General features: G+C 59.1%; 15 protein-coding genes. 6 read left to right on the forward strand and 9 right to left on the reverse strand.

Annotation, left to right across the window (positions count from 1 at the left end; genetic code table 11):
• Positions 1 to 199: transposase (locus tag NKI52_RS25630; protein WP_352475051.1), on the reverse strand; the 199-nt coding region annotated here is incomplete at its 3' end.
• Between the two features lie 483 nt (positions 200 to 682).
• On the opposite strand from NKI52_RS25630, the gene NKI52_RS25635 reads away from it, so the two are divergent.
• The 4 genes from NKI52_RS25635 (at position 683) to NKI52_RS25650 (ending at position 6,069) form a co-directional block, all read left to right on the forward strand.
• Positions 683 to 1,036, forward strand: coding sequence for a hypothetical protein (locus NKI52_RS25635; RefSeq protein WP_352456137.1), 354 nt, complete (start codon positions 683 to 685; stop codon positions 1,034 to 1,036).
• Between the two features lie 904 nt (positions 1,037 to 1,940).
• Positions 1,941 to 2,324, forward strand: coding sequence for a hypothetical protein (locus tag NKI52_RS25640; protein ID WP_156937370.1), 384 nt, complete (start codon positions 1,941 to 1,943; stop codon positions 2,322 to 2,324).
• Between the two features lie 1,847 nt (positions 2,325 to 4,171).
• Positions 4,172 to 4,696 carry a YciE/YciF ferroxidase family protein gene (locus NKI52_RS25645; protein WP_352662415.1) on the forward strand — a complete coding sequence of 175 codons (525 nt, stop codon included), beginning with the start codon at positions 4,172 to 4,174 and terminating at the stop codon, positions 4,694 to 4,696.
• A 206-nt stretch (positions 4,697 to 4,902) separates the two neighbouring features.
• On the forward strand, positions 4,903 to 6,069 hold the full coding sequence (locus NKI52_RS25650) for a glycoside hydrolase family 1 protein (RefSeq protein ID WP_352700219.1): 1,167 nt from the start codon (positions 4,903 to 4,905) through the stop codon (positions 6,067 to 6,069).
• A 139-nt stretch (positions 6,070 to 6,208) separates the two neighbouring features.
• Here the strand turns inward: NKI52_RS25650 and glf are convergent, their stop codons facing one another.
• Both glf and NKI52_RS25660 read right to left on the reverse strand, forming a co-directional pair.
• Positions 6,209 to 7,351: a UDP-galactopyranose mutase gene (gene glf, locus NKI52_RS25655; protein ID WP_352700263.1), complete on the reverse strand. Its 1,143-nt coding sequence runs from the start codon at positions 7,349 to 7,351 to the stop codon at positions 6,209 to 6,211.
• A 2-nt stretch (positions 7,352 to 7,353) separates the two neighbouring features.
• Positions 7,354 to 8,526: a glycosyltransferase family protein gene (locus NKI52_RS25660; protein ID WP_352700220.1), complete on the reverse strand. Its 1,173-nt coding sequence runs from the start codon at positions 8,524 to 8,526 to the stop codon at positions 7,354 to 7,356.
• A 399-nt stretch (positions 8,527 to 8,925) separates the two neighbouring features.
• On the opposite strand from NKI52_RS25660, the gene NKI52_RS25665 reads away from it, so the two are divergent.
• On the forward strand, positions 8,926 to 9,849 hold the full coding sequence (locus tag NKI52_RS25665; protein WP_352700221.1) for a glycoside hydrolase family protein: 924 nt from the start codon (positions 8,926 to 8,928) through the stop codon (positions 9,847 to 9,849).
• A 233-nt stretch (positions 9,850 to 10,082) separates the two neighbouring features.
• On the opposite strand, the gene NKI52_RS25670 is transcribed toward NKI52_RS25665, so the two are convergent.
• The 5 genes from NKI52_RS25670 to NKI52_RS25690 form a co-directional block, all read right to left on the reverse strand.
• Complete coding sequence (locus NKI52_RS25670; protein WP_352700222.1) at positions 10,083 to 11,009, reverse strand: ArsR/SmtB family transcription factor; 927 nt, start codon at positions 11,007 to 11,009, stop codon at positions 10,083 to 10,085.
• A 503-nt stretch (positions 11,010 to 11,512) separates the two neighbouring features.
• Positions 11,513 to 11,752 (reverse strand): alpha/beta fold hydrolase, encoded by a 240-nt coding sequence (locus NKI52_RS25675; RefSeq protein WP_352700223.1) that lies wholly within the window; start codon positions 11,750 to 11,752, stop codon positions 11,513 to 11,515.
• Positions 11,753 to 12,658: 906 nt separating this feature from the next.
• Entirely contained in the window at positions 12,659 to 13,111 is a 453-nt protein-coding gene (locus NKI52_RS25680) for a YidB family protein (RefSeq protein ID WP_502897799.1), read from the reverse strand.
• Positions 13,112 to 13,465: 354 nt separating this feature from the next.
• Positions 13,466 to 14,335 carry an MBL fold metallo-hydrolase gene (locus tag NKI52_RS25685; RefSeq protein WP_023679038.1) on the reverse strand — a complete coding sequence of 290 codons (870 nt, stop codon included), beginning with the start codon at positions 14,333 to 14,335 and terminating at the stop codon, positions 13,466 to 13,468.
• Positions 14,336 to 15,507: 1,172 nt separating this feature from the next.
• Positions 15,508 to 15,822, reverse strand: coding sequence for an alpha/beta fold hydrolase (locus tag NKI52_RS25690; RefSeq protein WP_352700224.1), 315 nt, complete (start codon positions 15,820 to 15,822; stop codon positions 15,508 to 15,510).
• A 374-nt stretch (positions 15,823 to 16,196) separates the two neighbouring features.
• On the opposite strand from NKI52_RS25690, the gene NKI52_RS25695 reads away from it, so the two are divergent.
• A complete protein-coding gene (locus tag NKI52_RS25695) occupies positions 16,197 to 16,835 on the forward strand; it encodes a hypothetical protein (protein WP_352700225.1) in 639 nt (212 codons plus the stop codon).
• Positions 16,836 to 16,856: 21 nt separating this feature from the next.
• Here the strand turns inward: NKI52_RS25695 and NKI52_RS25700 are convergent, their stop codons facing one another.
• Complete coding sequence (locus NKI52_RS25700; RefSeq protein WP_352682205.1) at positions 16,857 to 18,518, reverse strand: DNA polymerase/3'-5' exonuclease PolX; 1,662 nt, start codon at positions 18,516 to 18,518, stop codon at positions 16,857 to 16,859.
• Positions 18,519 to 18,560 lie beyond the last annotated feature (42 nt).

Consider the following 18,560-nt stretch of genomic DNA (forward strand, 5'->3'; position numbering starts at 1 on the left):
CAACTTCGGCAAAGCCCGTCTCGCGGGCTCTCACCGTGCGGCGCCACTTATAGATCAGGCTGGTCGCGACATCGTACTGACGCGCTACCGCCGCCACTGTGGCCCCGGGCGCGAATGCCGCGGCCAGTATCCGGCACTGATCCTCTTCACGCCAACGACGACGACGCTCAGGCCCGGTCAATAACGTCACATGGCTCATGCTGTGCTGCTAACTTCGCTCGTAAGGGCGACCTTAAGAGCGCAGCCTCGCTACCGTGCCGTCCTCTCGCAAGGCGGCCTTCGCCGGAGGGTATCCATACGGCGACATATTGAAGGTCCGCATGGCATACTGCGACCGCTGCATGTCGTTCCTGGCAAGTGAGAACGGCAAGCAGATCAAGCTACTAGCGCTCGGCGAAGCTGAAGTGGATTCTCGACGAGGCGCTGATCGCGGCGGCTGGCGCTCCGCATTGAGCCTTGTGCCTCACCGCGCCACCGCAGTCACAAGGAACGCGACGGCCTCTCCGCTCGTTGATTGCTTTTCGAATCGAGCCGCCGTCATGAGGCTTCTAATATACGCCGGCCATCCTAAGGCGGACCTATGACCAGAGTTACAAAAGTTGAACTTCATCGGGGAACACTCCTTCTGTCTGCCTGTTCGATTTGCCAGGCGCATCCCGCGCATTCAGACAGGAGAAAGAAGATGAAACGCATCCTTTTGGCTTCGGCCGTGCTGGCGGTGTCGGCAGGGCTTTCCTTTGCCCAGACGACCAGCGGAACTTCGAGCGGAACCTCGACCAGCGGAACCTCGACCACGACAACCATGCCCAGTACGACGGATCAGGGCACCGGCACGACGAGCAGCGGCACCAACATGTCCGGCGATCAGGGCACCGACACGACCACCACCAGCGGCACCACAAATCCGAACTCGGCCAGAGACTGCGCGCCCGGCCAGCAGACTGGCAGCGCTCAGCAGGCGGCGCCTGGTCAGCAGGACACGACAGCCAATACCGCCGCGCCAGGCCAGGTGAAAAAGACCGACGAAGGTTGCTGATTGGCACATCGGCTCAGGTTGGAATCACCAGCGTGTGGCTGGCTGATCTCCCCCGACCACCGCCTGAACTCAACTCGGCTGGCGAGCAAGTTCCCGCCAGCCGAGCATCAGTTCAGGAACCTTTGCGCTTGCTTGTGCTTTCAGTGGGGCACGCGTGGTTTCTTTTGCTTTCGGTCAGATAGATATCCGTCTGCTCGCGCATCTTGCCTGAAGGGAGCTGCGGTCGCGCTCAGAGGAGAGCCGCGCTGTATTGCCGATAGCGCTAGAGCGATTCGAAGCCCTACGGCAACCGGCAGTTGGACTGACACCAAGTTGGCTCCGAGAGCGTTGGGAACAGCCTTGCACGGCACGTTGCTCAGTTTGGACTGCCCTCGTTCTCTTTGTTGCCCTGCTGGCCATATTCGTTCTGGGGTAGTCCTGATTGCTGCAGCAGGATCAAACTTGGGTGCACGAGGTTGTGAGCCTAGAGAGCTGCAGAGCCTACTTGGATCTTGAGCACCGTGGGGTTGAATGCAAGCTCCCGTGTGGTGCAAGTGACTGCTAGGCTTTCGTGGTTTTTGGTGTCCTCTTCGGTTTAGATGCCGCGGCCGACGTCACAGCAAGTGCGGCCTTCAGGCGCTGCTCCCGAAGCCGCGGTCTTTGCGTCTCGTGCCGCACGCTCAATGTCGGTCAATCCTCGTGCAGCATCCGAGGTGCGCTCGTCTCTGGCTTGTCTTTCTTTCTCGGTAGGCAAATTCCTACACTCCGATGTGCCAGCACAGTCGGCTGTCGGCACCCAACCACGGTCGCCATATCGTATTCCAACAGAAAAAACCCGCCTCGACTGCCGCTGAGCGCGCGCATCCCCGCCTCTGGAACGCTTCAAATACTTTGCCGTTGTTAAAGGCACCTGCAGGAGCCAGGCATGAGAGTATTCCAACGAATTTTGCCGCTCGCCGTGTTCGCCTTGCAGCTTTTTGCCGTGCAGTCATTTGCTCAGACCGAGCAGCAAGATCTGCCGGGGCAAGGCGCATCATCGACAACCGAAGATGCCCAGGATGTCGGCGTCGACGTTTCGCTTGGCAGGCACGAAGTGAAACAGCAGATCGCAAGGGAGCTTGGAATCTCCGAGGTGGAAGTGCCTCTGGCAGTTCATGTGCCTATCGAGCTCGCCAAGCGGGTCTGCGAGAAAGAGGTATTCGACGCACGCGCCAATGTGAACCGAAGCTGCACCGCGACGAAATACATCCCGGAAATTGCCGAAGCAGCACGAAATCGTCCGCAAACCTCTGCCGTTCCGGAGCAATAGGCGAAGCCGAATACTATGGGATACAGAAGGGGTGCTTGGCTACTCTGGTCGATCGACAAAGCGCCCCCCGAAAGTGTGGAGCTTGCGCGTAAGTTTTCAGGCAGCGTCGATACCGCTTGGCTTCCCCAGAGGATGAATCAGTTTGGGGCCGTTATGCTTCGACAAAAGGCGCACACCAGATTGCGAAGGCAACCTTCGACCAGGAGAGGCGGACACTGCTTGTTAGCAGCATCTTGATGATCGCCAGACTGACGAGCCTCTCTGGTCAGCATAGTAGCTTTTTGAGACTCCCCGCCCTTTTAGGTATACTTTCCCCTGACTGTCGACAATTGTTAGGGCGTCGTCAGCTGTGAGCGACGATCGCGCTTCCGCCCCGATCGGGAGACAGCGCAGATGGAAACCTCGTTCAAGAACGAACTGTTGCGGCCTGAGCGCGCCGGATCTGACGTTGCTGCAGCCTCACCTCGAAGCCCGTCACTTGGGACTGAGGACGCACCTGGAGCAGGCCTCGGTCCCGATTGACACCGTCGATTTCTTCGAGAGCGGTCCCGGGTCAATGGTGGCGAAGCTTCGGGCTGACGTCGAGGCCGAGGTTGGCCTTATTGGCTTTGACGGTATGACCGGGTCAGCCCTGGTCATGGGTGAGGACCGGTCCCCGCACGATTGCTTTGTTCAATTGAAGGCTGAAGCTATTGCTATAGACGCGCGTTGGCGGATCGTTCTTATGGGCAGCCCGAGGCGGAATACATCCGACTGATCGGGACGCCCCCGTTGCTCATGATGTCACCCGTGCTGCCCTCTCTCCCGTCGCTGACCACATTCGGGAGGTGGCGATTGGCACCTGTCAGGACGTTCTGGCAAGGGTTGTCCAACGGTATGAAACCGCAGTGTCGATCCAGGACAGGATCGTTGAACATTGCAAGGAGGTCGGATTAACACCGCAAGCAGATGAAGCTTTTTTGCAGGCCTTGTGGTTGTCGCTGGCGAAGGCCAGGACGGCCTTGGAGCGTGAGGTCCCCCCGGCACCGCTGCACCTGGCCGGCCGCTCTAGTCCTGGACAATTGCCGACCTCGTCGCTGGTCAGCATGCCAGAATGTCGATGGCGGAAGCCATGAGGACCCCGATTGAATGTTCTCATTCGTTTGTGATCGGGGGTGCAAGTCAATCCGGCTCCAGCGCATGTTGGCCTCAGGAACAAACCGCCGTCGCATCCGTTCAGCATCGCGAAGGACGACACGGCTGTCCACGGCCTTTCCGGTACTGCAAAGGAGACATGACATGCTCGGTCCGCAGAGGGGTTTTCGAAGACCATCTGAGGCTTCGCGCCGCTGGCGACATCGAGGAGGATCCTAGGTGCAACTATGCTGTGGACGTGGTCCTCTTGACCTCGAATTCGAATTTAGAGGCCATGATGCCGTCCGCCTGTCGTCCAAACGCCTGCGCGAGCAGCTGCCTCAAGGTGAGTTCAACTACATCGCAAAACAGGTCCGCGGCCCCTATACACTGCTGATCTGGTCGGCAACTTCGTCCAGGTTCGACGCCATTGGGGGCCCGAGAAGAGATCGGGAACCTTGATCAGGTGCGGGCAAAGGTCCGTTGCGAAAAATGCGGCCGCAAGGACTCGATGACAGCGGAAACCCTTCAGGCAGACGATCCTCATTCCGGAACTTCCGCAATGGAGCGCAGCCGAGATGCTCAAGCCGCTGCTGGCGCGGCGGACTGAAATCAGCGGTCAACCCGACCGTCGCTCGCTGTTGGCTGCCGGTGTGCCGTCGCCGAAGGAACAACAAGAGACTGGTCCAGTTAGAGCCATGCATGCGTCGATAGAAATGAAAGAGGAGATGACAATGGCGACGAAAAAAAGCTCTCAGGGCAGCTCCAAGGGCTTGGAAGACCTTTTCTATGATGGTCTGAAAGACATCTACTACGCCGAACGCAAGATTCTGACGGCGCTCCGGAAAATGGCAAAGGGCGCGGAGTCCAAAGAGTTGAAGGCGGCGTTCGAAAAACATCGTGACGAGACGGAAGGTCAGATCGAGCGTCTGCAGCAAGTTTTCGACGCCTTTGGCAAGAGAGCCCAAGGGAAAACGTGCCCGGCGATCGACGGCATCATCGAAGAAGGACAGGAGATTTTGGAGGAATTCGAGGAGGCTCCGGCATTGGACGCGGGTCTCGTGGCTGCAGCCCAGTCCGTCGAACATTATGAAATAGCGCGCTACGGGACTCTTGTCACATGGGCCGGGTTACTTGGCTTGAAAGACGCCGTCCCGCTACTCGAACAGACGCTCAAGGAAGAAAAAGCAACCGATGAGGCGCTCACACGACTAGGCGAAACAGGCGTCAACGAACGGGCGATGCAACAGGCCGCATAACTTCGGATCGAATCGACGCGACCGCGGCCCCCGGCAGACGGGATTGGAGCTTGGTTGTATTCGCCAATCCAGGCACACGTGTACACCGCAGCCGCCGAGCCGTCGACGTGGTGGTGGCCGACCGGTTTCGACTAGGCCACCGGAACTGACAATGGGGGACTGCGAATGCGATTACTTGCCCACGCCTTGGGCGACAGGATGTTGGTATGAACGAGGATACCGCTCGTCGGCCCACGGCAGGCTCTTCCGGGTTCGACAGCTTTTTCATGGCTGGTTTCGAGTGTTCCTCCCACAGGCGCGCCGACGGGGCCCGTCTTGATCTGATCCGCGCGACCTCACATGACATCCATGCACATGCCGACTATCGCCGTTGTGCCGAGCTTGGGCTTCGCACGATCCGCGACGGCTTGCGCTGGCACCTGATTGAAACAGCGCCCGGAGTCTTCGACTGGTCGAGTTGGACGTCGGCGATCGAAGCAGCCCAGGCGGCCGGGGTGCAGATTATCTGGGATATCTTCCACTATGGCTCGCCAGACCATATCGACCAAGGTGGCCCGGGGTTTATCAAGGCCTACGTCCGTTTCGCCGCGGAAGCTGTTCGGGTTCATCGCTCCGCTACCGGGGTGGCTCCCCTGGTGTGCCCGATCAACGAGATTTCGTTTTTTGCATGGGCTGTGGAGGTCGGCTATTTCCCCCGCGTCGGGCCGAACAAGCGTGGATGGTTCAAACGACACCTTGTCAGGGCAGCGGTCGCCGGCGTGAGGGCCATGCGGGAGGCCGAACCCGGCTGCAGGTTCATCTGGGCTGAACCGCTGATCCATATTGCTCCTCGTGACCGTACTCACCCCGAGCGGCGGCGCGCCGAAAATGCTCGCCAGGGCCAATTCGAGGCGTATGACATGCTGATCGGGCGCGTGGAACCGGAGTTGGGCGGCAGCAAGGACGTTGTGGACGTCATCGGCCTCAACTTCTATCCGCACAACCAATGGTACTTGAATGGCCCAACGATACCGATGGGGCACCACGAATACCGTGCACTTTCGGAATTGCTGGTCGAGGTCGCCGAACGATACAAGAAGCCGATGTTCATCGCCGAGACCGGCGCCGAAGGTTCAGGCCGGCCAGCCTGGCTTCACTACGTTTGCGACGAAGTGCGCGATGCGACGAGCCTCGGTGCACCTGTTCAGGGTATATGCCTGTACCCGGTGACGGCCTACCCAGGTTGGGACAATTCGCGCCACGCCGAAGTCGGCTTGTTCTCCACCATTCATGCGGACGGCTCGCGCACTGTTCGCAAGCCACTTGCGGACGAGTTGGAGCGCCAGCGCCAATCGTTCTTGGCGTTTGAGGAACAACAAGCAAGCGCGCTATAGCCTCGCTGATACGAACAGTGCGCGCTTTTCAGCTGCATCAACAGCACAGCATATCTAGAGCTGTTCGCCGAGAAGCCGAGAAACATCGTTGGTCTCTTTGGCCGTGGGTCGCCCGACGCCGGTCAGGCCGGCGCATCATTCACTCGGCCGCCTCGCGCTGCGTCGGCGTGACGAGCATCCCGTTTGCTGGCAGGCGTGTCTGAATGCGCCCGAACGTAGCCAATGCCTGGCCGACCACCTGATCCATATTGTAATAGCGATATGTTGCAAGACGTCCGACGAACCAGACCTCCGGGCACGCCGCGGCCAAAGCTTCGTATCGTTTGTACAAAGCCTCGTTTTCGGCCCGCGGCACCGGGTAATAAGGATCTCCGACGTCGGTGGGGTATTCGTAGGTGAGGCTGGTCTTCGGACTCTGCTGACCGGTCAGATGCTTGTACTCGGTGATCCGTGTGTATTTTTCCGTCTGCGGATAGTTGACGACGGCGACCGGTTGAAACTGCTCGCAATCAAGCGTCGTGTGCTCAAAGCGCAGCGAACGGTAGGGCAAGCGACCAAGCTTCCAGTCGAAATACTCGTCGATCGGACCGGTATAGATCATCTGCTGGAAGGGGATCTTGTCGCGAATTTCGCGGTAGTCGGTCTGCAGCATGATCTTGATCTTGGGACTATCCAGCATGCGCTGAAACATGCGCGTATACCCGCCTGCCGGCATGTTCTGGAAGCTGTCGCCAAAATACCGATCGTCGCGATCGGTCCGGGTCGGGACTCGCGCCGTCACTGACTTGCTCAACTGGGAAGGGTCGACACCCCACTGCTTCCTCGTGTAGCCGCGGAAGAATTTCTCGTAGAGCTCTCTGCCTACTGTGCTCACCACGACGTCCTCGGCGGTGCGGACTTCTTTGACCGTTTCGCGTCGGAAAGCGAAGAAGTCCTGCAGCTGCTCGGACGTCAATTCAAGGCCGTAGAGGCGGTTTATGGTGTCGAGATTAATCGGTATCGGCAGCAGCTTTCCATCGACAAGCGACAGCACGCGATGTTCGTAAGGCCGCCATTGCGTGAATTGCGACAGATAGTCGACGATCGATTGGGCGTTGGTGTGAAAGATGTGAGGCCCGTAACGGTGAATTAGTATTCCCGCCTCGTCGTAGCAGTCATAGGCATTGCCGCCGACGTGATTTCGTCGGTCTATGATCACGACGCTTTCCTGCCGTTGCGATGCGATACGCTCGGCCAGCACACTGCCGGCGAAACCGGCCCCTACGATCAACCAGTCGAACACGCTCACGCCCTCCTCAGGAATGGGACGACGCTCTTCATCGCATGGGCGCGCTCGATGTGGGCAGCCATCGCGCTCCAGGTCTTCTCCCAGGACATGTCGGCGAGGTAGGCGTCGGCCTTCTCCACCAGGAAATCGCGGGGGTGGGCCAGGATCGAGCGAAGCTTGGCCTCGATGTCCTCCGCCTCGACAATCTCGACAAGACCTTCGACGCCGTAGGTACGCACAACGTCGACGATCGCCGTGGACAACACCGGCAGTCCTGCCGCAAGAAACTCGGGAGTCTTGGTCGGGCTGATGTAGCGGGTCGCTTCGTTGAGCGCGAACGGCATCCAGCCGGCACTCCAATGCCTGAGATAGTTCGGCAGGTCTGCATAGGACTTGCCGCCCAGCCAATGCAGGTTGCCTGCCGTGGGAAGGCTCGCCCGATCGATCTTGACGACAGGGCCGAGCATGACAAAATGCACGTCTGGCATTGCCGCAGCCGCATGCGCGATAAGTTCAAGGTCGAGCCGTTCGTCGATGACCCCGAAGTACCCCACCCTCGGGTGAGGTATGTCGGCCTGATCGAACGGGTCTTCACCTGGCGCCCTAGCCTGATGGAAATGGGTAACGTCGATGCTGCTCGGGAAGGGAAAGATCGCCCGATGCAAGCTGCGCTTGGCCTCGTAGAGGCTCTGCCCGCCCGTGAAGACGACATCGGCACGTTGCAACAGCGCCTTTTCCAACTGCGTCAACTCTGCGGGAGCGTCTTTGAACGCGGAGAGTTCATCCATGCAGTCGTAGACGCAGACGTCACAGGCGAGATGATCGCTGAAGCGTAGCGCCATAGGCGTGTAATACCAGGTCGTCAATCGGTCATGCGGCGTGGAGGCGAGGATCTGATCGACGAACCTGCGCTGGATTGCGTCCGCCCTGGTCGCGGAAGTACCAACTGGGATCAGCGGCGTCACTATTCTGATCTTGGGGGTAATATTGTGCACCCGCATCGAAGGGTGGCGCCTCTCATCGAAGATCGGCTCTTCGAAGTAAATTAGCTGTTGCTGTTTTGACGCCAGGGTCAGAATGTGTTGTGGTCTCTGATATACGAAGTTCCATCGGAGGTGTGAAAAGCAAATTAAAATAGACGGTTGTACAGGGTTTTTTGGTGTTTTGGCCCGGCCCGCCGCCATTTCCATGTAGATTATCCTTCGATATAGTTACAAAATGCCTCGACTAACAAAAGTCAATCGAGGCAGCTTTGACATGAAGTTCGCAGCCTTCTATATAACTTCCATCCCGATAAGTTGTTCCATAGCTCCAAACTGTCTCGGGCGAGACCAGCCGTCCGCTCCACTTGCGACGGCTCGACAGAGAAGGGGCGAGCCGGCCGCCCCCATTCGATCCACATGATGAAGCCCCTCGCGTCAGGTCGGGCTCCCCAAATGTGGCCCTTTGCCACAGAGCGGTTCAAATCCTTCAATCGTTCAACAACCGTTCATCAGCGGAGCTATAAATACGCTTGGAATCGATTCATCTGAGTCGCGCCGGTGGTTCATTTGAATGGAGACCGAGACGAATCGAGGGATGGCTGGCGAATGAAGATCGACTTTGAAACCAACGTCTTTCCATTGTTTCACCCGCAGGTTGTGGATGATCTGAAGGACCCTTGTCCGGTGTTCGACGGCACGCTCTGGCACGTCTTCGGCTCCAGCGGCACCGTCACAACAGAGAGCTGGAAAATACTCCATGCCACGGCGCCGGATCTCTATGGACCCTGGACAGAGCACGAGCCGATCGTCTTGCCGATTACCGGATCTGGCATTGCGGCACCCGGCGTCATCCATGAGTGCGGCGTCTTCCATATGTTCATCCAGACCGAATTCATGAAGTCCGGCGGACGTTGCGAGCATGCAGTCTCCAATGACGGCTTTCATTGGGTGGTGCTCAATCCGGCGATTTTGTCGCTGCCCGACACTGATGAGGACGGCATCTACGATCCCCATCCGGCAATCATCGGCGGCAAGCGCTACATCGTCTATTCAGGCATGCCCAAATTCACCAGGGTACCTCAGCCTGATGTCTATCTGGCGCGCAGCCAATCCGATTCCTGGTTCGGGCCATGGAAACGTCTCGGCAAGATACTCGATCATCTCGACGTGCCGCATCACAATGCGCGCGAGCACCCAGATTACGAATGGGGGATCGAAGGCGCCCAGATCGTCGAACTGCCGGACGGTCGCGTGCTTCTCAACGCCACCTGCTTCCTCCCCGAAGGTCCGCGCGGCAGCCGGCAGCGCGTCTTCTTCGCCATCGCCGATGACGTCAAGGGTCCCTACGTTTCCGTTGGCCCCGTTCTCGACCCTGGTGAGCCCGGCGAGAATGGCCATTCGACGGTGATGATCGACGGCCGGCAACTGACCTTGTTCTACCAGAGCAGGCGTGAGGCTACGAACCATCGCTGGCGGTTCGGGTTGGCTAAGTGTGACCTGGATCGGCATATACTTTCGAGAGTTGCCTAGATGGTAAGTTCCGGCATTTGCCGGAACGGAGGATGCTCTGGCTGTTGGTTGGTGCGACGGATCCCTTTGTACTGGTGATTGAGGGTAGCAGGGGATTCGCAGCCAGTGGGCAAAGCTTGCGACGAGGGATCTATACACGTCAGGCAAGCCGGTCGCCTCATGGACGGCGGTGCCAGCTGCAAGCCTGGCCTAGCAATGAACTGTAACTGAGCGCAGCAACGCGGCCAGTCGATTCACGCGGTTTTGATCCTGAGCACAATGTCCTGATCGTAATTTCCAAAGCCCTTGCCGAAAATGTTGATCCCGCCGGGGCGATTGGCGTCGTCCTTGACGCCGATACGGACGCGGATTGAATGATGGCTCTTCAGATCGAGTGCGGCGAGGCCGGTTTCGGAAATCCTGAGGCCGTCGACATAGGTGCCGTCATTGGCAATTCGCCAGTTCTTAAGCTTGCCGTATTGCGAACCCTTGAGTTTCCACCAGGACGGCGTGAAGACGCCGCGCTTGTCGCCGAAATCCCCCGGCGACGTCCAGGTGCCGACATCGACGCCATTGATCGTCAGCGTGATGTCCGAGGGCCAATCGGCGCTGGTGCCCGGCACTTCCGAAGACAGCTCTATCGCTACTTCGAGCTCGGTGATCTCGGCATTGGCGAGCTTGGCATTGTTGGGAAACTGGTATTCGACAAAACCGCGCGTGAACCATAGCAGACCGGCTTTCATGCGGTCCGGATCGAGGAAAGTGTTCGGCACATCGAGCAAGCCGATGATGCCGTCCGGCGAACAAAGGCCGCAGGGCGCGGTAACCTCGAAGCCGGTGTAAAGCCCGATCGGCATCGACACTTCGATCGCGTCGTTCTTGACCGCACGATATTCGCTCTTGAACACGACGAGCACTTCTTCCGCCGTCGGATAACAGATTTTCTGACTGCCCTTCTTCGCTTTCAGGTGCTCGGTTCGGATCAGGCCCGCATCCTCCAGCACCTGGATGTTGGTCGAGACGGTCGACTGCGGCAGCGACAGCACGGCGGCGATTTCGTTGACATTCATCGGCCCCTTCTCATGCAGCAGTTTCAGCATCGAGATACGCGCCGAGGAGGCAAGCCCCTTGAGCACGGCAATGCCTTCCTCAGGTTCAATCACCAGAAAATTGCGATTCATGAAATCGCCAGTCTATGCTCGTGACAGAGGTTATGGCTTCGCTCATTACAACGGCGCTGACCGAAACGCCGAGCCGTTGATTTGGTTACATTAAGCCCTCGACCGTCAGTATGCATCGCAAGCCGCACCCACAAGGATGGTGCGACATGTCTACATTGTTCTCCGACCGCCAGCTCCTTGTAGTGCGGGGTGCTTGTCAGCCCGTGGCCTCGATTGCAGACGACTAGATACTGGCAGCCACAAAGAAAGGCAGAAGCCGAACACGGAAGTGGGGCCGTTCCCCTGGCCAAATCCCCAAGATACCGGACCTCGACGTCGGTGTTAGCCGAACCGGCGCGGATGGATGCACAGGATGCGGTTCGCTGAAGTGCGTGTCGCCGTGAAGTAAATCATCGGGGATTCGCCACCCGATAGAGTCGGGACGGGGTTCTACCTATTGCTTTTGAGCATGATCTTTTCCGAAAATCGCGATTCCACTTCTTCGGGATCGCGCCAGTGCCGGCCTACTTCATGCTGGCCGCGGCAGCGACCCTGTCCACCATGGCGAGAACAGCTAGCGGTGCGGTGTGGTGGACCATGTGGCCGGCCTGCGGGATGATATCGACAAAGGAACCAGGAATCTCCGATTGTAGTCTAAGAGCCTCGGCTTTCGCATCGAACAACCGGTCGCCGGCCCCGGCAATAATGCCGGCAGGCATCAACAGGGTGAAGCGGCCGCCGGCCAGCGCGTCGGCCAGCATCAATCCCGATTCGGCCGCGATCGACCGCAGCTGTGAGGCCGCTGGCGATGTCCTTTGCCGACGAAGCAAACCCTGCAGAGACGATGCCGGGGCGAAATACTTGCCCATGGCGAGCGGCCAGGTGAGCAGCACAAGCCGCGGCAGCAAAATGTGGCGGGAAACACCGGCAACAGGCAAGGCCAGCAGCCCGCCAGTGCAAGGCCCAGGCGCGGCGGCAAGAACGGACCGATGAAAGACTTCCGATCGAATCGTCGTCCGATCGAGCTCATCGACTCGCCCGCCTGCCATCGAACCCAAACTCAGGCCGCTGAGCGGCCGAGTAGTAGATGCGACTTCGCTGCTTCATGGCTCACACTCCATCTTTCAGAAAAGAGCGTGTGTTGCTGCGATCAGTTGAATCCGCCACCCAAAGCGGACGCGCCGCGAACGCGGCTGCTAGGCAGGCCGAAGCCTGTGCAAGTACAGCTGTGCGTCACAAGCCAAGTGAACCAAGAAGCTGCACGAACCGCGGGTGATCGCGAATGGCGTCGAAATCGACTTCGTGACGGATTCGCTCCAATACGTTCTGACTCATGCTTCCTCCGACGGCTCTTTCCAGGTACCGCACCGCTGCTCCACTTCCCCGAGCACGGAATACATGCAAGCGGCGTTGTACTGCGTCACGAAGTCGTCCGGATCGATCGCCAGCGCTCTGGCCAGCCAGGAACGCGCTCACCGATATACGCGAGCGCGAGGGCGCCGCGATGCAGCGGTGCCGCATTTTCAGGATGGCGGCCAGTTGAGCGTTCGGCGCGCTCGAAACAGACCCTTGGTTCGCGAGCGGATGAAGGCGATCGCGCAGGAGCGTCCCCCGTGTAGAGTTGCCACCCTGGATCTCGCCTTGGCCGGCTGCATTCCTGGCTGTGTCCCCTAGGATACATTGTCGAGCAGGGTCGACTTATCCAAGCCTTGTGTCGGCTCAGGCGGCCATTCACCATTCGGCGTCATCTCGTTGACTGTCTCGGGTAGATCCCGCGCAATCCTTCTGATTAGCTCCTCGCGCGAAAGACCCGTCTGCATCGAAATGGACGTGAGTGTACCTTCGTCCATTGCCGCTTGGACGTCCCTTGGCTCAATCGGTTGGTTTGGCCCGCTGCCAACCCACGAGTCGACCTTCGATCCTGCCCCCGCCTCCCTGAACCGGTCGAGGATCTCACCAAGGTCAGCCCTCGACACGCCATTCGTTATCTGAGCCAGAATTCTGCGTTGCGGGTCGTTTGGGTTAAGATACCCTGCTCCCGGAATCAATTGACAGAGCTTGTCGCGATTTTGGTATGCCAGAACGCCAAGCATCGCGATCGCCAATCTTCCCAGATTTGCCATTTGGTCTCCTCCACGGTTTTGGCCGATGAGCGAATCAAAGCCAAGTCTTGGCGGATGCCGACGCGTGTGGACTCGAACAACTTCTTGCCGGTCGGCTCGCGGGCGGACAGGACGCGTCCTTCGGGTACTCGTTTTCCATCTGACGTCTTCCCCTGACGCAGAACTTCGGGGCGCTTGGCCGCAGTCGCCCTGCGCCGATCGAACGCCCTAACCCGGCGCCTCCCGGGTTTGTTCCGCTTGTCAGAGTTTGTCGGCGACGATGGGGCGCGCGACCCGACGGGTAACTCTACCGGCTCGAGAGACAGAGTCTGCCCAACTTGACCATACTTCAGAACGACGACGGCTCGGTTAGCCTCAGCTACCTTGGACTGCCGCCGGCTCGCGCACGAATTTCAATTTCGGCGGGACGGCGAACACCCTGAACCGCTCAGCCAGGCTGTCAAGAGCTTGACGCATGCCCACTCCCGCAGCAGCCGCACCGTGTCCACTGATGACCATCCGCGGGTTCAGGGCAGCCAGGTGCTTCACGGATCTTTCCGCCGCATCCCAGTCCGGCGTGAAGTAGCGCGGCGGACCGTGCATCTCAAGATCCTGAACGGCGACCTCATAGACTGACTCCTGACCGGTGGTGATGAAAGCGTCCCCTACGATCAGCGAGCGGTCCTCCTCGCGCCAGAGCGAGATATGCCCAGGAGCGTGCCCGGGTGTGTGTAGCCATCGCCATCCGGGCATTCCGGGGATCGATCCGTCGGCAGGTAGGAGTTCCAAACGGTTGCCAAGATCAATTGGCCCCCGTGGGAAAAGCGGCGAAAGCAGCGCCATCAGTCCACCCCCGACCCAGGGATCCGGTGGCGGATAGGACGCGGTTCCGTCCAGATAGGGGCGCTCGAGTGGATGCGCGAAGACAGGCACGTCCCACCTATTCGCGAGGTCTAGAACCGTTCCCACATGGTCGAAATGGCCGTGGGTCAGGATGATCGCGGCCGGCCGTGCGTTCGTGCCAAACCGCTTTTCCGCGACCGCAAGAATGCTGCCGCGGGACGTCGGCAACCCGGTATCGATCAGCATCCAGTTCCGATCTCCGCTGCCCGGTGCGCCGAAGAACACGACATTGACGATTGCTAGGCGCAAATAGCCCAAGTCCGGTGCGATGCTCCAAGCGCCGTCGCCACGATCCTCGCGCCTGGCGTGGTCGATCTCGGAAAGTCGAATCTGAACGGTCATGTGATCCCGTGCCTCTCTTGTTGCTGAGCAGCCGCTCGAGTCGATCGGCGGCGGTGGTATATCGCCCCGAACTTGGCACGGCCCTCCTTGTTCCTCCTTCGCCACCCAGCTCCGGACAGTCCACCACAGGAACAAAGGCTCGACCAAATCGGTTCGGCATTACCCGGTCGCGCCAGGACGAGCTGGACTGAGCAACGAAGATGGCGCGCGCCCCATTGGATGCGGTATTTCGCCAACGCGGTTCCCGGTCCTAACAAGGCGGCCGAGTTCGAAGCCGACTGCTGAAAGAAGACTTCGAATGAGCGAAGTGGGGCGTATGGACGAGCACCAGGTGGAGGCTCCGGTTCCGCAAGCTTCGCCTATGACTGGTCAAGTTGGGCGCCAATGGTCGAGGCGGCCCGATCGGCAGGTGTCCAGGTTATCTGGGACATCTTCCATTACGGATCTCCAGACCATGTCGATCAGCGATCGCTGCATTTCATCGATGCCTATGCCTCGTTCGCGGCAGAAGCCGTGAGCGTACAGCGTTCGATCGCCGGAACACCGCCTCTGTTGTGTCCCATCAACTAGATCTCCTTTTTCGCATGGGCTGTTGAGGTCGGCTATTTCCCGCGTGGGGCCGAACAAACGTGGATGGTTCAAGCGGCATCTCGTGAAGGCTGCCATCGCGGGTGTTCGTGCAATGCGGGAGATCGACCCCGCCTGCAGATTTGTCTGGGCCGAGCCCCTTATCCAAATCGCTCCTCGTGACCGGACCCGCAGCGAACGGGGTCGGGCCGAAAACGCCCGTCAGGGGCAGTTCGAAGCTTACGACATGTTGCTGGGCCGCGTCGAACCTGAGTTGGGCGGGAGCGAAGATGTTGTCGATGTCGTGGGCCTGAATTTCTAGCCGCACAATCAATGGTAAATAAACGGGCCGACGATATCGATGGGACACCATGAGTACCGCGCTTTGTCGGAAATGTTGCTCGAGGTTGCTCATCGGTACGGTAAGCCGATGTTCATTGCCGAGACCGGCTCAGAGGGATCCGGCGGGCCGGCTTGGCTCCACTATGTATGCCGCGACGAGGTGCGTGCCGCTATGGGTGTCGGAGCATCGATTCGAGGGTATTTGCCTGTACCCGATAACGGCCTACCCGGGCTGGGACAATTCGCGTCATGCAGAGGTGGGGTTATTTTCGGCCATCCACCCGAATGGCACACGCCGCCTCCGTCAGCCCGTCGCGGACGAACTGGTGCATCAGCAAGATCTGTTCACGGCAAACCGGACGCGCTGATTGTGTTGCGACACACCGCAAGGGCGAGCACCGAAGACCAGGGCAAATTACGGTGTATTCCTCAGCCAAAATCGGCGCCACGCGATGCCAAGTGGCATGGGTGCGAGGATGACCGTGCAGCATCAGGAAGCGGCGGCCCCTTCCACCAACCCGCACTCTGAGCGTCGCTTCCGGAAGTTTGATCTGCTCCAGCGAGAAACCTTCAAACATGCAACTCCCTCCATTCGCAACATTTGCCAAACGTGTAAACGGAGAGGCAGTTCAATGTCGGCTTCCGCGGGATCTGAACTTGCCTTGTATTCCGCGAAGAGGTCGTGAGCCGAACGGCGGCTTTAACTGATCCCTCGGCAATAACCGGACGGACAGCAAACGGCCCCCAAAAAGCCGCCAGGCGGCGACGCGCCTGATATCGCACTTCGAGATCAACTCTGCCGTTTCCTGTTAGCCGAAGTTGCAAACGGCCCCGCTCACAATCGTGGTTGCGCCTTTGGGCATCGTGGTTCAGACCGCTGGCGGATTAGAACTCATATTGGCTTTGCGATCGGCTCATCGCTGCCGACTATCGGGGACCTATATAAAGGGGCATGTCCACGCGCCGTAAAACCAATGCAACAGCGAAGCTGATTGGAGAGTGGCCTTTAACCCCGGCTGCAACGTTTGGATCGTCCGTCAGAGCGAGGGGTATTTTTCTCGAAATACGCGCCCGCCTTCCAACGGAGTTCAGGAAATTGCTCAATATCGAGTCCCGCGTGCTTACCCTGCGCCTGTCTGAGGGCGCCGAGAATGATGGGCAGGTGGTATTCGGGATCATATCCAAAGCACTGCAGAATATCGAAGACCTGCCCGTAATCCCCCGTGAAATCGAGGACATTCTGACGATCTCGACGGCCGAACGGCACCGCTGGCTGAAAGATGGTCGCTTGCAGAGCGCCGGGACGAAAACCGTGAAACTCCGCGGGCGGGCAAGGAACATCACCTTTCACGTGTTCGACCCGGAGCACGTGGAGGATGTGCTTGACCGCGACCTGGTTACGGTCTGGCGCGAACAGGACGCAGCGACAGCTGCAGAGAACAGGCGGCGAGCCGCGGGGAAGGCCGCTATGAAACGTGCTCAAAGAAGCGGTCGCGGAACTGCAGCTTCAACTGGCTACGGCCCCGACGAGAACGCGCACTCCAGTTTGCGCGGCTGGGAAGATTTTGAGAATGACGGACTCCTGCGCTGATAGGCCGGGCGCACAAGCAGTTTAGGACGTTTGCCTGCGCCGTGCGAGATGCGCAAGAAGGGCCGTCAAACGCATCGCGTTCAGGACCCGCTTCGCAGGAACACCGCCCTTGCGCGCCATCTCGACACCCCAATGCATGTGGTCGAGCTCGCGGATCGAATGAGCGTCCGGATTGATGCTGAAGATGCAGCCCTGATCGAGTGCCTTTTGATGCCAGCGCCAGTCGAGGTCGAGTCGCCACGGATGTGCGTTGATTTCGACAGCGACGCCGTGTTTCGCACACGCTTTGAGGACTTTTTCGACGTCGAGATCATAACCGGGCCGCCGCAACAGCTGGCGACCGGTCATGTGCCCGATGATTGTCGTCCGGGGATTTGCGATCGCCTCAATGATACGCTCCGTCTGTTCCTTCTTTGGCAACTTGAAGCGGCTGTGCACGCTCGCGACAACGAAATCGAACAGCTCCAGGATATCATTCGGGTAATCGAGCGAGCCATCCGCCAGGATGTCCGCCTCGATGCCCTTCAGTATGCGAAATTTTCCATTGTATGCCTTGTTCAGCCGGTCAGCTTCGCGGTGCTGTTCAGCAATCTCCTGCAACGAAAGGCCGCCTGCGTAGTGAGCGGACTGCGAATGATCGGCGACACCATAGTATTCGAAACCGCGCTTGCGCGTGGCTTCCGCCATTGCCTCAAGCGTTTCGGTGCCATCGGATGCGGTCGTGTGAGAATGCAGGATGCCATGCAGATCTTCATCCCGAATGAGGGCGGGTAGCTTCTGCTTTGCCGCTCGCTCAATCTCGTCCCTGCCTTCGCGCAATTCAGGCTCGATAAACTGCAAGTCCAGAGCTTGGTAGATTTCTTCTTCTGTCGCTGACGCGATCAGCTTTCTCCCGCGATGAAGCCCGTCGGCGTTTAGGGTGAACCCCTTGTCGGCCGCGAACGTCTTCAGTTGCTTGAGGTGGTCTGCCGAACCGGTTGCTTCGAGCAGGCTCGCGCCAAAGTGCTTCCTGTCCGTGACAACAAGCCTGAGGGTCGTATCCTCGATTCCAGTCGATTTTCTGGCCTGCGCTACCAGGGCGAAATCGGAAACGAGCTCGCAACCGCGCCGGAAGTCGCCTGCAATTTCGACGCGCGAAAAGTCTGGATGCTCTTGCTTCACCGATATGACCGCATGTTCGAGAAGAGCGGCGGCCTTGTGCAGGTGAAGTTGCGTTTCGCCGCTGCGCACGATGGCCAGGTTCTGCAGGAGCTTTGTCTGAAGCGCGGCGCCGAGGCCTTTGACTGGGCGTATGCGGTCTTCTCTTGCTGCGGCCTCGAGCTCCGCCAGCGAGTTCACGCCGAGCGCCTGATGAAGCTTCAGTATCTTATCAGGACGAAGCCCGGGTATGGCAAACAGCTCCATCACGCCCGCTGGAACATCCTCGCGCAGCTTCTCAAGGCTCGGGTGCGTGCCGGTTTGGTAAAGCTTGGTCACGATGTCTGCGATTGCGTCACCGATCCCCGGGATCTTGGTGAGGGCGCCGGCGGCAATGATCCGATCAAGCGGCTGCGACAGCGCCGTCAGACTGTCTGCCGCGCGCAAGTATGCCTTTGTGCGATAGGGATTGTCGCCGCGCATAGACGCCCGTTGTGCGTATTCCCTCAAAAGACTGGCGACGGTCCTCGGATTGATTTTTGCCATGGCTTCAGCCAAACGGAGGCCGATCTCCGCAGGTTCCAATCA

Origin of the sequence: Mesorhizobium sp. M0590, from assembly GCF_040320905.1 — a bacterium.
In the GTDB taxonomy this organism is placed as follows: domain Bacteria; phylum Pseudomonadota; class Alphaproteobacteria; order Rhizobiales; family Rhizobiaceae; genus Mesorhizobium.

What these genes read in the sequence shown, in the direction of transcription:
- NKI52_RS25640 (WP_156937370.1), top strand. Translation starts at nt 1,941, where the DNA reads ATGAGAGTATTCCAACGAATTTTGCCGCTCGCCGTGTTCGCCTTGCAG.
- NKI52_RS25680 (WP_502897799.1), bottom strand. Translation starts at nt 13,111, where the DNA reads ATGGCAAATCTGGGAAGATTGGCGATCGCGATGCTTGGCGTTCTGGCA.
- NKI52_RS25635 (WP_352456137.1), top strand. Translation starts at nt 683, where the DNA reads ATGAAACGCATCCTTTTGGCTTCGGCCGTGCTGGCGGTGTCGGCAGGG.
- NKI52_RS25650 (WP_352700219.1), top strand. Translation starts at nt 4,903, where the DNA reads ATGAACGAGGATACCGCTCGTCGGCCCACGGCAGGCTCTTCCGGGTTC.
- NKI52_RS25695 (WP_352700225.1), top strand. Translation starts at nt 16,197, where the DNA reads ATGTCCACGCGCCGTAAAACCAATGCAACAGCGAAGCTGATTGGAGAG.
- NKI52_RS25665 (WP_352700221.1), top strand. Translation starts at nt 8,926, where the DNA reads ATGAAGATCGACTTTGAAACCAACGTCTTTCCATTGTTTCACCCGCAG.
- NKI52_RS25670 (WP_352700222.1), bottom strand. Translation starts at nt 11,009, where the DNA reads ATGAATCGCAATTTTCTGGTGATTGAACCTGAGGAAGGCATTGCCGTG.
- NKI52_RS25690 (WP_352700224.1), bottom strand. Translation starts at nt 15,822, where the DNA reads ATGTTTGAAGGTTTCTCGCTGGAGCAGATCAAACTTCCGGAAGCGACG.
- NKI52_RS25660 (WP_352700220.1), bottom strand. Translation starts at nt 8,526, where the DNA reads ATGGAAATGGCGGCGGGCCGGGCCAAAACACCAAAAAACCCTGTACAA.
- NKI52_RS25685 (WP_023679038.1), bottom strand. Translation starts at nt 14,335, where the DNA reads ATGACCGTTCAGATTCGACTTTCCGAGATCGACCACGCCAGGCGCGAG.
- NKI52_RS25645 (WP_352662415.1), top strand. Translation starts at nt 4,172, where the DNA reads ATGGCGACGAAAAAAAGCTCTCAGGGCAGCTCCAAGGGCTTGGAAGAC.
- NKI52_RS25700 (WP_352682205.1), bottom strand. Translation starts at nt 18,518, where the DNA reads ATGGCAAAAATCAATCCGAGGACCGTCGCCAGTCTTTTGAGGGAATAC.